This is a genomic window from Brevundimonas sp. BR2-1 (assembly GCF_037626195.1).
Taxonomy (GTDB): Bacteria; Pseudomonadota; Alphaproteobacteria; order Caulobacterales; family Caulobacteraceae; genus Brevundimonas.
Genome location: NZ_JARKMV010000003.1, coordinates 206,727 through 220,329, shown reverse-complemented (window position 1 = coordinate 220,329; position 13,603 = coordinate 206,727). Strand labels below are relative to the sequence as shown.

Genomic DNA, 13,603 nt, shown 5'->3' with positions numbered 1-13,603 from the left:
CGGCGCGGGTTCCTTTCAGGCCCGTGGACAAAGGTTTTCGGCTGTGGAGGACGGGCGAGGAATTCGACGACAGAAACCGGAGGAGTTCGGAGACATCGGGGAAAGAATTGGAAGACAGGGAGGACATGCGCGCCACAGTCCGGCAAACCTTGACTTTCAGGGGCGATAATGCGCCCTTCCGGCCTCCCGATTTGAGGCCTCCCCGGCCCGTATTCCAAGACGTACCGACCATGCACGCCTACCGCTCCCACACCTGCGGCGCCCTCCGTTTGACCGATGCGGGCTCCAATGTCCGCCTGTCCGGCTGGGTCCACCGCAAGCGCGACCACGGCGGTCTGCTGTTCATCGACCTGCGCGACCACTACGGCCTCACCCAGCTCGTGCTGCACCCCGAGACGCCGGGCTTCGAGGCCGTCGAACGCCTGCGCGCCGAAAGCGTCATCCGCGTCGACGGCGAGGTGGTCGCCCGCGAGGCCTCCGTGATCAATGCCAGCCTGCCCACCGGCGAGATCGAACTGCGCGTCACCGGCGTCGAGGTCCTGTCCGAGGCCGCCGAACTGCCGCTGCCGGTCTTCGGCGAGCCGGAGTACCCCGAGGACATCCGCCTCAAGCACCGCTACCTCGACCTGCGCCGCGAGACCCTGCACAAGAACATCGTCCTTCGCTCGCGCGTCATCTCCTCGATCCGCCGCCGCATGGTCGACCAGGGCTTCCTCGAATACCAGACCCCGATCCTGACGGCCTCGTCGCCGGAAGGCGCGCGCGACTTCCTGGTCCCGTCGCGCCTGCATCCGGGCAAATTCTACGCCCTGCCGCAGGCCCCGCAGCAGTTCAAACAGCTGCTGATGGTCTCGGGCTTCGACCGCTATTTCCAGATCGCCCCCTGTTTCCGCGACGAGGACCTGCGCGCCGACCGTTCGCTGGAGTTCTATCAGCTCGACGTCGAGATGAGCTTTGTCACACAAGAGGATGTTTTTGCTGCGATTGAACCCGTCATGCACGGCGTGTTCGAGGAGTTCGCCGACGGCAAGAAGGTCGATCCCTATCCCTTCGTCCGCATCCCCTATCGCGAGGCCATCGCCCTGTTCGGCACCGACAAGCCGGACCTGCGCAACCCGATCGAGATGTCGGACGTGTCGGAGCATTTCCGCGACGGCGGCTTCGGCCTGTTCAACAAGATCCTCGCCGCCGATGCGAAGAACGCCGTCTGGGCCATTCCGGCCCCGACCGGCGGCTCGCGCGCCTTCTGCGACCGCATGAACTCCTGGGCCCAGGGCGAGGGCCAGCCCGGCCTCGGCTACATCTTCTGGTCCGAGGACCAGGGCGCGTGGGGCGGCCCGATCGCCAAGAACCTCGGCGCCGAGGCGACCGACGCCCTGATGAAGTCCCTCGCCATGGGCAAGGGCGACGCCGCCTTCTTCGCCGCCGGCGACCCGGCCGTGTTCCACAAATTCGCCGGGAACGCCCGCACCAAGCTGGGACAGGACCTCAACCTGATTTCGGACGACGAGTTCAAATTCTGCTGGATCGTCGACTTCCCCATGTTCGAATGGTCGGAGGAGGAGAAGAAGGTCGACTTCTCGCACAACCCCTTCTCCATGCCCCAGGGCGAGATGGAGGCGCTCGAGACGAAGGATCCGCTCGACATCCTCGCCTACCAGTACGACATCGTCTGCAACGGCTATGAGCTGTGCTCGGGCGCGATCCGGAACCACAAGGCGGAGATCATGCTCAAGGCCTTCGAGATCGCCGGCTATGACGCCTCGGTGGTCGAGGAGCAGTTCGGGGGCATGCTCAACGCCTTCCGCTTCGGCGCACCCCCGCACGGCGGTCTGGCGCCCGGCATCGACCGCATCGTCATGCTGCTGGCTAACCAGGTCGCGATCCGCGAGGTCATCGCCTTCCCGCTGAACCAGCAGGGTCAGGACCTGCTGATGAGCGCCCCGGCCGAGGCGCAGGAACGTCAGTACAAGGAGCTGCACATCCGTGCGGCCCTGCCGCTGAAGACCTGATCAGCGGCCGGATCCCCGGACATGAAAAAGGCCGCTGTCCCCGGGGACGGCGGCCTTTGTCGTCAGTGGCCGGAGTTGGCGACCACGAGGTTGCGCACCCTCGGGGGCGCCGGCGGCGCGGGCGGGCTCGGCACGACGGGCGGCCGGGGCGTAACGCGGACCCCGATGATGCCCCGGCACACCCGCGGCGTGAGATTGCCCGGCAGGCGGGTGTTGGCGTCGCCGCAGGCCCGCTGGACCTGCTCCTGCGTCAGACCCCGTGCGCCCGACAGATCGGCGCCGCGGATGTCGACGCGGTTCATTTCGGCATCGCGGAAGTCGGCGCCGGCGAAATTTCCACCGGTCAGCCGGGCCCCGTTCAACGTGGCGTCGCGGAATGAGACGTTCCGGAAATCGCCGTTCGACAGGTTCGACATGGCGATTTCGGCATCGCTGAAGTTGGCGGACCGGGCGCTGACGTTCGCCAGGGTGGTGGCGTTCATTTCGGTAGACGAGAGGTCGGCGCCCGTCAGGACCGCGCCGTTCATATTGGCGCCGTTCAGGGCGGCTCCGCTCAGGTCGGTCCCGGCCATCCGCACCCGGACCAGGGTCGCGCCCATAGCCTCGGCGCCGGACATGTCCGCGCCGCTGAAGTTGGCGTTGGTGAAGTTGGCGAAATTCATCTCGGCGCCGGTCAGGTCGGCGCGGCTGAAGTCGCTGCCGGTGAAGTTCGAGCCTTGCAGTTCGGCGCCGCGCAAGTTGGCGCCGACCAAGGTGGCGTTGGTGAAGACGGCGCCGGTGAAGGCCGCGCCCGTCAGGTCGCGACCCGACAGCTCACAGCGGTTGCAGGAGCCGCCCAGCGACACCATCCGCGCCACGTCGCGATCCTGGCCGAACTGGAACTGGATTTCGGCGCTCGCCGACCCGGCCGCCGCAAGGGCGGCGAGGGCCGCGCCGAGCGCAAGGCTTGCGGCGGGAAGGCGGCGGGTCATGGAAACAAGAATTTTCACACCCCTGTCATGACGTCAAACCCCGACAAACCCTACTTAAATCGCGGTAAGGTGCGCGGCTTCATTCCGTCAGCTTAGCAGTGGGGTATCGACAGGCCGCGCGGCAGGCGCGTGGCTTCGTCGCCGCAAGCCTGGTTCAACCGGCCCTGCGTCAGGCCGGTCGCTCCCCGCAGCGAGGCGCCCGAGAAATTGGCTCCCGACAGGGTCGCGCCCGAGAAGGACGCGCCTTCGAGATACGTCCCGACGAAGCTGCTGTTGGACAGGTTTGCGCCCGAGAAATTGGAGTTTGAGAACACCCCGCCGTAGGCTTCCACATCGCGCAGGTCGGCGTTGGAGAAGCGGGTCCGGTTCATGACCGCCAGGCTCAGGTCGGCCTGCCGCAGGCGCGCGCCCGACAGATTGAGGCCCCGCGCCTCCAGGCCGCCGAAATCGCCCTGGAACAGGTTGCAGCCGGGGCAGCTGGCGCCGCCGCGCACGCGCGCGATCTGGCCGGCGTTCTGCGCCGAGGCGGGCAGGGCGGCGGCCGCGAGGATTGCGGCCAGGGTGAGGGTCAGAATGGCTTTCATGACGGGCTCCGGTCTCGCCTTCGAATATGCAAGACGCAGGCCATCATGGCGCACAATCCTTGATCAACCCTGCATGGACGGCGCGGCGCCGCACGCGTCGCACGTCCAGCCGGCGCCGCGCTGCTGCAGGGTGAAATCCCCGCATGCCGGGCAGGCCACAGCCTCTGTGGCCGCCGGGACGGTCGCCGGCGCAACGCGCGACTGACCGAAGGGGAGGACCACCAGATTGTCCGGCGCCGCGCCGCGGGCGAATCCCTTGGAAATGAACCGGGCCGCCGGCACGGTTTCCAGCTCGCCGTCGTCGGCCTTGCCGGCTCCCAGACCGTCGGCGTTCAGGCCATCGGCGTCCGCATTGGCCAGTTCGCTCCGGTCCAGATAGGACACGCCCAATTCGCGGAAGATGTAGTCCAGGATCGACGTCGCCGAGCGGATCGAGTCGTTGCCGGTGACGCGTCCTGCCGGCTCGAACCGGGTGAAGACAAAGGCGTCCACGAACTCGTCCAGCGGCACGCCGTATTGCAGGCCGATGGAGATGGCGATGGCGAAATTGTTCATCAGGCTGCGGAAGGCGGCGCCTTCCTTGTGCATGTCGATGAATATCTCGCCGAGCTCGCCATCCTCGTATTCGCCGGTGTGAATATAGACCTTGTGTCCGCCCACGGCGGCCTTCTGGATATAGCCCTTGCGCCGGTCCGGCAGTTTGCGTCGGGTGCGGTCGCGTTCGATCACCTTCTCGACCACCCGTTCCACGGCCCGGGTTTCCGGCTCCCACCGACGCTGGCGGGTCGTCTCTTCCGGTTCCGTCAGGCTCAGCAGCGGCCCGGCGGGCGGCGCCGCCCGCTGCAGGCGGATGGCGCGCCGGCCCTCGCGGGCCGCGTCGCCAAGCAGCCTCGCGGCCTGGATCGCCGTGGTGCGCCAGTCGATCAGCGTCGGGGCGGCGTCCGGGGCCGCGCTGACCTGTTCGACGACCGTGCGCAGGCCGGCCTCGAAAGCGGCGGGGTCGGCGAGAATCTGCTTCAGCGCTTCCGGCGCCTCCGTCCATCCGGCCAGATCGGGTTCTCCGAGCGCCCAGGCCTGGGTCAGACTGACCGCGTCGTCGGCGAACCCCAGTTGGGGCAGCAGATCTCCTTCCGCCGCCTCGATGCCCAGCACGTCGCGGACGAAGCCTGCGTCGAGCACCGGCGCGCGGAAGGCGTCCGCCAGCGCGTCGACCTGGGTCAGGGCGATCTCAACCGCCTCAAGTTCAATGTCGGTGAAACCCTTCGCTCTCAGGGCCGCGTGGTCGACGCCGGGGGCGTCCAGCAGCGTGCGTCGGCCGAACAGATGCCGTTCCGCCGAATCGATGTCGCCGCCGGCCCTGCGGATGGCCGTGGCCAGCGCCGGATTCAGACGTCGGACGACTTCGCCGTCTCCCGTCTGCCAGATATCGATGGCCGCCAGCGGGCCCAGGCCGAGGCGCAGCGACGCCTCAACGTCGTCGACGAAGAGGGATGGCGCGACGTCGCAGGCCGCCGTGACGGTTCCCGCCAGTTGGGCCGTCCGCGACGCCGCGTCGTCCGGTCCCTCCTTCAGGATCAGATCGGCGAGTCCGCCAAGGCCGATTGCGAAGGAAGACGCGCGGCCCGCGCTCAGGGCGCGGGACCACAGCCGCACCAGATCGCCGAGGGCGTGTTCGACGGCGGGGCCGCTGATCGCCCGCAAGGCCGGCAGGGACAGCAGGACGGCCGGCGCCCGCGCCGACCCGGCGGCGCTTTCCGCGTCGTCGGGCTCGAACGTCAGCAGCAGATCGCCTTCCAGCGCCGCCTCGGCCGCCATCAGGGCGTCCGGCGCGCCCGAGGCGATCATCGCGCGGTCCGCCAGGGCGACGATAACGGGCGGGGGCGAAAGGGGCAGGGGAACAGAATCGAACCGCTCACCGGCGATGGCTCGCAGGATATCGGCGTCCGACGCCCCGCTGCGCCGTGCGGCGAGCGCCGCCCTGGCCAGCGCCGGATTGGACGCGGGATCGGCGCAGTCGGCACGCGGGCCCTCGCACCGACTGACAGCGTCCGAAACACTTGCCAGCGCTGTCGCGAGCGCCTCGACCGCGCCCGCCGCCCTGCGGCCGGCCCGGCGTCGCGCGCCCTCTGCGGCCAGCCTCTCGCCGGCGCCGGGATCCGACAGGGTCAGGACGTTTGGCGTGACCCGCGCGGATCGCGCCGGCGCCGCCAGTCCCAGCAACAGCGTCGCCGTCAATTCCAAGGCGTCGCTGCCAGACAGGCCCGCGGCCCAGCCCGCCATGGCCTCGGCCAAGGGGTCTCCGTCGCCGACCGCAAACCCTTCGGCCTCAGCCCAGTCGAGCCAGGCTTCGATCTGCGCGTCGGTCCAGCCTTCGGGAGCGCGCACGGAGACGACCCGTCCGCACCGCTCGATCTGGCGCGCGGGACGCGGCAGGGCGGCGGCGTGTGAAGCGAAGGGAAAGCGCATGCGGCGGTCTCGGCGTGGCCTTTGGGCCAGCCTAGCGGCCTTATGCGCCCGTCTGCAATAAATCTGGCGTGTCAGAGGGTGGTTACCCCCAAGATGTTGAGGTCAAAGGGCGCGCCACGACGCTGGACGGAAGGCCCGCCGGTTTCTATGCTGGCGCCTGCGTCGCCGGCCCCCGCCGGTCGACGGATCGTGAGTGGATTTCCCGACGTGCTAGGCAGAATCTTCGGCTGGACCAGCGGCGCCACCATCGGCACCTTCTTCACCATCGCCAAGCGCGGCGAGCACGTGGGGACCGATGAGTTCGGCAACCGCTACTACCTGTCGCGTGACAAGAGCAGCTATGACGGCCGTCGCCGCCGCTGGGTCACCTACAACGGCTACGCCGACGCCTCCAAGGTCCCGCCGGACTGGCACGGCTGGCTGCACTACACCTTCGACGAATTGCCGACCGAACACCCGTTGCCGCGCCGCAAGTGGGAGGAGGATCACCTTCCCAACCTGACCGGCACGCCGATGGCCTGGCGCCCGCAGGGTTCGCTCGCGTCGGAGGGCAAGCGTCCCGCCGCGACGGGCGATTACGAAGCCTGGCGTCCGGAATGACGGTTCGCGGCTTCATTCTGGCCGGTATAGCGGTTCTGGCGCTGACGGCGTCAGGCGCTGTCGTCGCTTCAGCCCTGAATGATCTGCCCCAGGACGCCGTGCCGGTTCAGGATCCGACGGCGGCCCTGAACACCCAGCCGACGCCGCCGGCCCCGGTCGAGCCTGCGCCGCAAGGCACGCCCGCCCCGGCATCGCCCGTCGCGGTGACCCCGCCGGCCCCGGCCATCGTCATCGCCCAGGACAGTCTCGACGAGGAAGAGGCTGAGGAAGAAAAGGCCGAGGAGCCTGTGACCAAGCGCGTCGAGACGCCGGCCGAACCGGCCCGCCGTCAACGCCGTCGCGTCGCCATCGTCGAAGCCATCGACAAGATCACCGCCGAGTCGATGCGTTTTGAAGTCGAGGTGGGCGGCCGTCCGGTCCGCTTTCAGAAGACGCTGATCTTCACCGCCCGCGCCTGCGAGGTGTCCGCGCCGGACGAGCAGGTGTCCGACGCCGTTGCCTATCTGGAAGTCTCGCTACAGCCGCGCGGCGTGATCCAGGTCAGCGAGCCGCGGCAAATCTTCCGCGGCTGGATGTTCGCCTCGGCCCCCGCCGTCAGCGGCCTGCAGCACCCGGTCTATGACGCCTGGGTCGTGGGCTGCAAGGCGTAGAAGACTGCTTCCGCGCCCGTCATCGGCTTGAACAGCGACCGCGTATCGGGCTGCACGGCGCGGGCGGCCCTCAGAATCTGCAGATAGGCGGCCTGCGGTGTCTCAATCGCCCCGAACTGGGTGAGGTGCTCCGTCAGGAACTGGGCGTCCAGCAAACGCCATCCCCCTCGCCTCAGCCGGCCGACCAGATGGACCAGCGCCACCTTTGACGCGTCTCTTTCGCGGCTGAACATGCTCTCGCCGAAGAAGGCTCCGCCCAAGGTCACGCCGTACAGGCCGCCCACCAGCCGTTCGTCATGCCAGCATTCGATGGAGTGGGCCCGGCCCCGGGCGTTCAGCTCGATGTACAGACGGCGGATCGGGCCGTTGATCCAGCTGTCTTCGCGTCCCGGACCGGGCGCGGCGCAGGCGTCAAGCATGGCGTCGAAAGCGGTGTCGACCCGGATCTCGAACGGGTCGGCCCTGACTGTACGCTTCAGCCGGGTGGGAATGTGGAACCCGTCCAGGGGGATGACGCCCCGCTGTTCGGGCTCGACCAGGAAGATGCGCGGGTCGTCCCGGCCCTCGCCCATGGGGAAGACGCCGTTCGCGTAGCACCGCAGCAGTTCGTCAGGGCCGAAACCGCCGAACGGGCCGCTGGCGCTGAAACCCGCTTCGTCCATCACGCCGTCAGGCGTCGCCCTTCTGGCGTTTGGCCCAGTTTTCCAGCCAGTGGATGTCGTAGTCGCCGGACAGGATGTCGGGCTCCTGCAACAGCTTCTGGAACAGGGGAATGGTGGTGTCGATACCGCCGACGACCATCTCGTTCAGGCTGCGCTTGAGGCGGGCGATGCACTCCTCGCGGTCGCGGCCGTGGACGATGAGCTTGCCGATCAGGCTGTCGTAATAGGGCGGGATCGAATAGCCGGCGTAGATGGCGCTATCCAGCCGGACGCCCAGGCCGCCGGGGGCGTGGAAGTCGGTGATGGTCCCGGGCGACGGGGTGAATGTCTCGGCGTTCTCGGCGTTGATCCGGCACTCGATCGAGTGGCCGGTGAACTTCACCTCGGCCTGGGTGAAGGACAGCGGCAGACCGGCGGCGATGCGAATCTGTTCGCGCACCAGATCGACGCCGGTGATCATTTCCGTAACCGGATGCTCGACTTGCAGCCGGGTGTTCATCTCGATGAAGAAGAACTCGCCGTCTTCCCAGAGGAATTCGATAGTGCCGACGCCGAGATAGCCGATGGCGGCGATCGCCTTGTTCACCGTCTCGCCGATGGCCACACGTTCGGCGGCCGACAGGGCGGGCGAGGGGGCTTCTTCCATGACCTTCTGGTGGCGGCGCTGCAGCGAGCAGTCTCGTTCGCCCAGGTGCACGACGTTGCCGTGGCTGTCGGCGATGACCTGAAGCTCGATGTGGCGAGGCTTCTGGAGGTAACGTTCCATGTAGACAGCGCCGTTGCCGAAGGCCGCGGCGGCTTCCGACTGGGCGGTCTGGACGGCTTCGACCAGATCATCGGCGGTCAGCGCCACCTTCATGCCGCGTCCGCCGCCGCCGGCGGCGGCTTTCACGATGAGGGGGAAGCCGATCGATTTCGACGCCTCGATCGCCGCCTCGATGGTTTCCACCTCGCCCGCCGAGCCCGGCACACAGGGGATTCCCGCGTCCAGCACCGTCTGTTTGGCGGTGATCTTGTCGCCCATGATGCGGATGTGCTCGGGCTTGGGCCCGATAAAGGTCATGCCGTGGGCCTCGACGATCTCGGCGAAGCGCGCGTTCTCGGACAGGAAGCCGTAGCCGGGGTGGATCGCCTGGGCTCCGGTGATCTCGGCCGCGGCGATGATCGACGGGATGTTCAGGTAGGATTTGGCGGCCGGAGCCGGGCCGATGCAGACGCTTTCGTCGGCCAGCCGCACCCACATGGCGCCGCGATCGGCTTCGGAGTGCACGGCGACGGTGGAGATGCCCATCTCCTTGCACGCGCGGTGAATCCGCAGGGCGATTTCGCCGCGGTTGGCGATGAGGACCTTGGTGAACATTGTCATGACGGGGGCTTACGCCTCGAGCAGGACGAGGGGCTCGCCGAACTCGACCGGCTGGGCGTCGCCGACCAGGATTTCCTTCACGACGCCGTCGCGGGGGGCCTGGATCGGATTCATGGTCTTCATGGCCTCGACGATCAGCAGGGTCTGGCCCTTCTTGACCTTGTCGCCCGGCTGACAGAACGGCGGGGCTTCGGGCGAGGCCTGCAGATAGGCTGTGCCGACCATCGGCGACTTCACCTCCTCGCCCGAGCGCGCGACGATCGTGGCCGGGTCCGAGGGCATGGAGGCCGGAGCCGCGGCGGCGGGGGCGGGCGCATGGGCCTGCGGGGCCGGAGCGGCCGAATACTGCATGACGGGCGCGGCGACGACTTCCCGCGCCACCCGGATGCGCAGCTCGCCGCGCTCGACCTCGATCTCTGTCAGAGAGGTGTCGTTCAGGATGTCCGCCAGCTGGCGCACCAGCGTGGTGTCGATCTCTGACTCGTTCTTGAGCTTGGGCGCGGGGGTCTTGGGATCGGCCATGGGTGTTAGAGCCTCTTCTTGTCGTCTTGAACCGAACGGTCGGCATGGCCGGCGCGTTCCTGCACCAGCTTGAGCGCAGCCTTGACGGCCAGTTCGTAGCTGAATGAGCCGAAGCCCGAAACCACGCCCGCCGCGACCGGCGAGACATAGGAGCGATGGCGGAAGCGTTCGCGCGCCGCCGGATTGGAGAGATGGACCTCGACGATCGGGATCGTCAGCGTCTTCAGGGCGTCCAGCAGGGCCACGGAGGTGTGGGTGTAGCCGGCGGCGTTGAGGATCAGGGCCGAGGCCTCTGCGCGGGCCTCCTGGACCCAATCGATCAGTTCGCCCTCGTGATTGGTCTGGCGGAACACCACGGTCGCGCCGTCGGCGGCCTGTTCGCACAACGCATGAACGTCGGCCAGGGTCTCGCGCCCATAGATCTCCGGCTCGCGCGCCCCAAGCAGGTTGAGGTTCGGGCCGTTCAGGACGTAGAGGACGGTTGGTTCGGGCATGAGCTCGTGGAACTGCGGGTCCGACCGGAATCGGACCGGCCTTTTAGCTGAGGCGTGGCGGTTATCAAACCGCAGCGCTCAGGAGAGTGACGTAACGGCATGCGCGTTCAGGTCAACGGAGAACTCCGGGCGGTCGCGGCGACCACCATTCTGGCCCTGGTCGAGGAACTGGGGCTGGACGTCCGCAAGGTCGCGGTCGAGCGCAATCTCGAGATCGTGCCCCGGTCGCTGCATGCGGCGACGGTCCTGATCGAGGGCGATCGGATCGAACTTGTCCAGTTCGTGGGCGGGGGCTGAGGTCAGGGCTCGACCTCAAGGTCCCGCAGGTCCCGGCCCCGGGTCTCGCGGCCCAGCACCGCGATCATGCCCAAGGCGACCACGGCCAGACCGCCGACGAAGGCCGCGGCCACACCGAGGGCGGGGGCCGCGCCCAGAACGCTCAGACCCTGGGCGGCCAGTCCTCCCAGCTTGCTGCAGCCGGCGATCCACCCGGTGGCGCGGCCGCGGATGCGCAGCGGATAGTTCTCGGCCGTGTAGGGCAGGATGATCGAGATGACGCCGCTGGAGCCGACGATCAACAGAGCCAGAGGCGCGATGGGATCAGCCAAGGCCTCGACGCCCATGCTGCGCAGCAGGAAGCCGAACAGACCCATGGCGCTGACGCCCAGCATGAGGGCCAGGGAACCCCGCGTGCTCCATGCGCTGTAGAGCCAGACCGAGATCAGCACCGTCGGCGCGGCGATCAGGGTGGATTTGGCGATCAGGGTCGAGGCGGCCTCGACGCTGCGTCCCTCCGCCACAAGGGCGCCGGGCAGCCACAGGAGGACGCCGAAATTCACCAGGCCCCAGGAGAGGGCCGCCAGGGTCAGGGCGACTGTGACGGCCAGGTGACGGCGGTCGACAGGGGGCAGGTGGGAATGGCTCTCCCTCACGACGGTCGCCGCAACGGTCTGGACGCCGGACCCGAAACGCGCCAGCACGGTGCGCGCCTCTTCGCCCCGGCCGATGTGCTGGAGGAAGCGGGCGGATTCGGGCAGCAGGGGACTGAGGGCGATCAGGATCAGGCCCGTGGGCAGGTTGAGGAACCACATGATGCGCCAGCTCCAGTCGGGCTGGAGCCAGGCCGACAGGGCGCTGGCGGCGAAATAGCCGCCCACCGCGCCGATGCCGCCGACCAGAACCAGCGCCCAGCCGCGGTGGCGGGTAGGCATGATCTCGGCCAGCAGGGCGTAGGCCACGGGGAGCATTCCGCCTGCCGCCGCGCCCATCAGGAAGCACATGCCGACGTTCCACCAGAAGTCCGGCATGGCGCCGCAGATCGAGGTGCCGACGAACATCACGGAGGAGAGCAGGATCGAGGCCCTGCGCCCGTAAAGGTCGGCCAGCCAGCCCCAGATGAAGGACCCCAGCACAGTGCCGCTGAGGGCGGCGAAGGGCAGGATGGCGACGGCGGCCGTGGTCAACCCGTATTCCTCACGCATGCCCGGGACGACGAAGCCGAGACTGGCGGGCTTCATGATGTCGACGATCAGGGCCACGGCCAGCAGGCCGCACATCAGCCAGTGGGCCCGGGTCAGCGGCGCATCCTCCGGCGGCGCGAGGATGATCACCTCATCAGTCGTGTCCGCCAGGCGGGCGGGCAGCAGGCCGAACGCAGTCAGGCCTATGCCGATCACGATCAGGGCCATGCCCCACCACATGCCGGCGTCCATCGGCATGCCGGCGAGATGGAAGCCCATGTGGCGGCCCATCCAGTACATTGGCAGATGCAGGACGACGCCCGCGGTCACGGTCAGGCAGCCGAGCCAGAAGGCCCATGCGTGGCGCCGGTCCCCAAATATCCGTGACAGCATCCGCGACGGCCCCTCGGTCCTGCAAATCCCGTCCTACAGTCGCGGTCACGCCTGCGTCGAGCGGGAATCGTCCAAAAGCCTTTGCACGAAACCTTCCCGTGCGCTCTGATGGAACCTGAGGGGGAGCCATGGACAGAGAGATCAAGACCGCTCTGGGCGTCGCCGCCGGGATCGCCGGGCTGGTGATCGCCTTCATATTCCTGATCCGGTACGCGGTGCCGGCGGTGCTGGAGGCCCATTTCGCTGGCAGCCTGATCACCGCTTCGGTGCTGGGGATCGCCGGCATTCTGGTTCTGGTCTGGGCCGCGTGGCGGCTCTGGGCCTGGGCCGTCAAGTCATTGAAGCGTTGAGGGGGACAGGGCGTGTCGCATTTCGGATCCGGGCTGTCGGGCGTCAAACTGCCGGGAGGCGGAGGGGGGTCGGTGGGGCGCACCCTCAGCCTCGTCCTGCTGATCGGCCTGCTGATCGTCATCTCCACGGTGGCGGTGACCTCGTGCAGCGTGACCGTCGAGAGCGGCTATATGGGGATCAAGACCACCAAGTTCGGTCCCAATCCCGGCGTCCAGCGCAGCGAACTGGGGCCCGGTTTCCACTGGGAAGGCATCGGCGAGAAAATCCGCACCTATCAGACGCTGCAGCGGACCTACAGCTACACCCGCGAGGCCAATAGCGACGGGCGCGAGAACGAGGAGATCACCTTCTCGGACGTGCTGGGCCTGCCCATGACGGCGGACGTCGCCCTGACCTTCCGCATTCGCGAGGACAAGGCGGCGGACCTGTATGCGACATGGCGGCAGGAGTTCGACGCCTTCATCGACGGGCCGCTGCGGACCTCGGTGCGCGCCGCGATCGCGCGCGAGACCGAGAAGCTGCCGGTGGCCTGCAACGCCCAGCAGTCGGCGACGCCGAACGTCCAGCCGATCGCGCCGGGCGCCGTGGCGGCCACGCCCGGCACGCCCGACGCCGACGACTGCCCCGGCCAGCTGATCGGCCCCGGACGCCAGATCGTGCTGCAGCGGGCCATGCAGGCCCTGCAGCGCGAGTGGACGCCGCAGGGGCTGGAGATCATCCGCATGGAGTGGGTCGGATCGATCCGTTATCCGGAGACCGTGCTGGCGGCGATCCAGTCGCGTACCACGGCCGAGCAGAACACCCGCGCCGCCCTGGAGCGGGTCAATCTGGAGCGGGCCAACGCCGAGGCGCGGATCGCCCAGGCGCGGGGCCAGGCCGAGGCCAACCGGCTGCTGGCCGAATCGATCCGGTCCAACCCCGAGGTCGTGCGGCTGCGCGAGATCGAACGGACGCTGGGCATATGTCCGCTGAGCGCCGACACCTGCGTGGTCGGGTCCGACATCAACGTCTCGGCCCTGGTCGCGGCGCGGGACGGGCGGCAGGCGGCGGGGCAATAGGTCACGGGGACTTC

14 protein-coding genes are annotated in these 13,603 nt (G+C 68.3%); 6 read left to right on the top strand and 8 right to left on the bottom strand.

Annotation, left to right across the window (positions count from 1 at the left end):
* Positions 1-230: 230 nt before the first annotated feature.
* Positions 231-2,012 carry an aspartate--tRNA ligase gene (aspS, locus tag BrevBR_RS14020; RefSeq protein ID WP_340001360.1) on the top strand — a complete coding sequence of 594 codons (1,782 nt, stop codon included), beginning with the start codon at positions 231-233 and terminating at the stop codon, positions 2,010-2,012.
* Between the two features lie 62 nt (positions 2,013-2,074).
* Here aspS and BrevBR_RS14015 read toward each other — a convergent pair whose 3' ends face one another.
* From BrevBR_RS14015 to BrevBR_RS14005, 3 genes are all read right to left on the bottom strand, one after another.
* On the bottom strand, positions 2,075-2,983 hold the full coding sequence (locus BrevBR_RS14015) for a pentapeptide repeat-containing protein (protein ID WP_332639805.1): 909 nt from the start codon (positions 2,981-2,983) through the stop codon (positions 2,075-2,077).
* Positions 2,984-3,075: 92 nt separating this feature from the next.
* A complete protein-coding gene (locus BrevBR_RS14010) occupies positions 3,076-3,567 on the bottom strand; it encodes a pentapeptide repeat-containing protein (protein WP_332639804.1) in 492 nt (163 codons plus the stop codon).
* 63 nt (positions 3,568-3,630) lie between these two features.
* Positions 3,631-6,033: a TSCPD domain-containing protein gene (locus tag BrevBR_RS14005; RefSeq protein WP_340001359.1), complete on the bottom strand. Its 2,403-nt coding sequence runs from the start codon at positions 6,031-6,033 to the stop codon at positions 3,631-3,633.
* A gap of 207 nt (positions 6,034-6,240) precedes the next feature.
* Between BrevBR_RS14005 and BrevBR_RS14000 the strand changes: the two genes are divergently transcribed.
* Positions 6,241-6,633, top strand: a complete 393-nt coding sequence (locus BrevBR_RS14000) for an NADH:ubiquinone oxidoreductase subunit NDUFA12 (RefSeq protein ID WP_332639802.1) — start codon at positions 6,241-6,243, stop codon at positions 6,631-6,633.
* The gene (locus tag BrevBR_RS13995) at positions 6,630-7,283 is read left to right on the top strand and encodes a DUF2155 domain-containing protein (RefSeq protein ID WP_340001358.1); all 654 of its coding nucleotides are present in this window, start codon (positions 6,630-6,632) and stop codon (positions 7,281-7,283) included. The genes BrevBR_RS14000 and BrevBR_RS13995 overlap by 4 nt, the downstream gene beginning before the upstream one ends.
* On the opposite strand, the gene aat is transcribed toward BrevBR_RS13995, so the two are convergent.
* From aat to aroQ, 4 genes are read right to left on the bottom strand one after another with little or no spacing between them, the layout of a single operon-like run.
* A complete protein-coding gene (aat, locus tag BrevBR_RS13990) occupies positions 7,250-7,945 on the bottom strand; it encodes a leucyl/phenylalanyl-tRNA--protein transferase (RefSeq protein ID WP_340001357.1) in 696 nt (231 codons plus the stop codon). The genes BrevBR_RS13995 and aat overlap by 34 nt on opposite strands.
* Before the next feature lie 7 nt (positions 7,946-7,952).
* Positions 7,953-9,305: an acetyl-CoA carboxylase biotin carboxylase subunit gene (gene accC, locus BrevBR_RS13985; RefSeq protein ID WP_340001462.1), complete on the bottom strand. Its 1,353-nt coding sequence runs from the start codon at positions 9,303-9,305 to the stop codon at positions 7,953-7,955.
* Between the two features lie 15 nt (positions 9,306-9,320).
* Positions 9,321-9,833, bottom strand: a complete 513-nt coding sequence (gene accB / locus BrevBR_RS13980; RefSeq protein ID WP_332639799.1) for an acetyl-CoA carboxylase biotin carboxyl carrier protein — start codon at positions 9,831-9,833, stop codon at positions 9,321-9,323.
* 5 nt (positions 9,834-9,838) lie between these two features.
* A complete protein-coding gene (gene aroQ / locus BrevBR_RS13975) occupies positions 9,839-10,327 on the bottom strand; it encodes a type II 3-dehydroquinate dehydratase (protein WP_332639798.1) in 489 nt (162 codons plus the stop codon).
* Positions 10,328-10,426: 99 nt separating this feature from the next.
* Here aroQ and thiS point away from each other — a divergent pair, with 99 nt between their 5' ends.
* On the top strand, positions 10,427-10,624 hold the full coding sequence (thiS, locus tag BrevBR_RS13970; protein WP_340001356.1) for a sulfur carrier protein ThiS: 198 nt from the start codon (positions 10,427-10,429) through the stop codon (positions 10,622-10,624).
* A gap of 2 nt (positions 10,625-10,626) precedes the next feature.
* Here thiS and BrevBR_RS13965 read toward each other — a convergent pair whose 3' ends face one another.
* Complete coding sequence (locus BrevBR_RS13965) at positions 10,627-12,180, bottom strand: MFS transporter (protein WP_340001355.1); 1,554 nt, start codon at positions 12,178-12,180, stop codon at positions 10,627-10,629.
* A 128-nt stretch (positions 12,181-12,308) separates the two neighbouring features.
* On the opposite strand from BrevBR_RS13965, the gene BrevBR_RS13960 reads away from it, so the two are divergent.
* Together BrevBR_RS13960 and BrevBR_RS13955 are read left to right on the top strand one after the other, a co-directional pair.
* Complete coding sequence (locus BrevBR_RS13960) at positions 12,309-12,530, top strand: hypothetical protein (RefSeq protein ID WP_332639793.1); 222 nt, start codon at positions 12,309-12,311, stop codon at positions 12,528-12,530.
* A gap of 72 nt (positions 12,531-12,602) precedes the next feature.
* On the top strand, positions 12,603-13,589 hold the full coding sequence (locus tag BrevBR_RS13955) for an SPFH domain-containing protein (RefSeq protein WP_340001353.1): 987 nt from the start codon (positions 12,603-12,605) through the stop codon (positions 13,587-13,589).
* Positions 13,590-13,603: the final 14 nt, after the last annotated feature.